The sequence below is a fragment of the Neisseria sp. P0021.S006 genome (assembly GCF_051956895.1).
The window spans coordinates 1-806 of the sequence record NZ_JBQCWZ010000606.1 but is presented as its reverse complement, the minus strand read 5'-3'; the positions used below and the strand labels follow the sequence as shown (position 1 = coordinate 806).

The 806-nt window shown below is 55.2% G+C and carries 1 protein-coding gene; it reads left to right on the top strand.

Going from position 1 to position 806, the window contains the following annotated elements:
- A partial coding sequence (locus tag ACTHUM_RS15990; RefSeq protein ID WP_440403420.1) for a phosphoenolpyruvate carboxylase occupies nt 1-806 on the top strand: 806 nt, incomplete at both ends.

Genomic DNA, 806 nt, shown 5'->3' with positions numbered 1-806 from the left:
CTCGGTTTGGGCATGGGCTGCAAATTCGGCTTCCTCGAGCCTTATGCCACGGTTGAAGAGTTCCTCAACGACCTGAAAAAACTGCAACGCTCGCTCCACGAAAACGGCAGCCAACTGCTGGCAGAAGGCCGTCTGGCCGACATTATCCGCAGCGTGTCCGTGTTCGGTTTCCACATGATGCCGCTCGACCTGCGCCAACACGCAGGCAAACACGCCGATGTGGTTGCCGAGCTTTTCCAACACGCAGGTTTGGAAGACTACAACAGCCTGAACGAAGAGCAAAAACAAGCCGCCCTGTTGCGCGAATTGAGCCATCAACGCCCGTTGTACAGCCCGTTCATCACATACAGCGACCATACCCGCCACGAGCTGGCAATTTTCAACGAAGCACGCAAAATCAAAGACGAATTCGGCGAAGATGCCGTGACGCAAAGCATTATTTCCAACTGCGAACAACCCAGCGACCTACTCGCCTTGGCATTGCTGCTGAAAGAAAGCGGCCTGTTGACGGTTGAAAACGGCAAACCGCGCAGCCGCATCAACATCGTGCCTCTGTTTGAAACCATCGAAGCGCTCGAAAACGCCTGTCCGGTCATGGAAACCATGTTCCGCCTCGACTGGTATGACGCCCTGCTCGAAAGTCGCGGCAACATCCAAGAAATCATGCTCGGCTACTCCGACTCCAACAAAGACGGCGGCTACGTTACCAGCTCATGGTGTCTGTATCAGGCCGAATTGGGCTTGGTCGAACTCTTCAAAAAATACGATGTACGCATGCGCCTGTTCCACGGCCGCGGCGGCAGCGT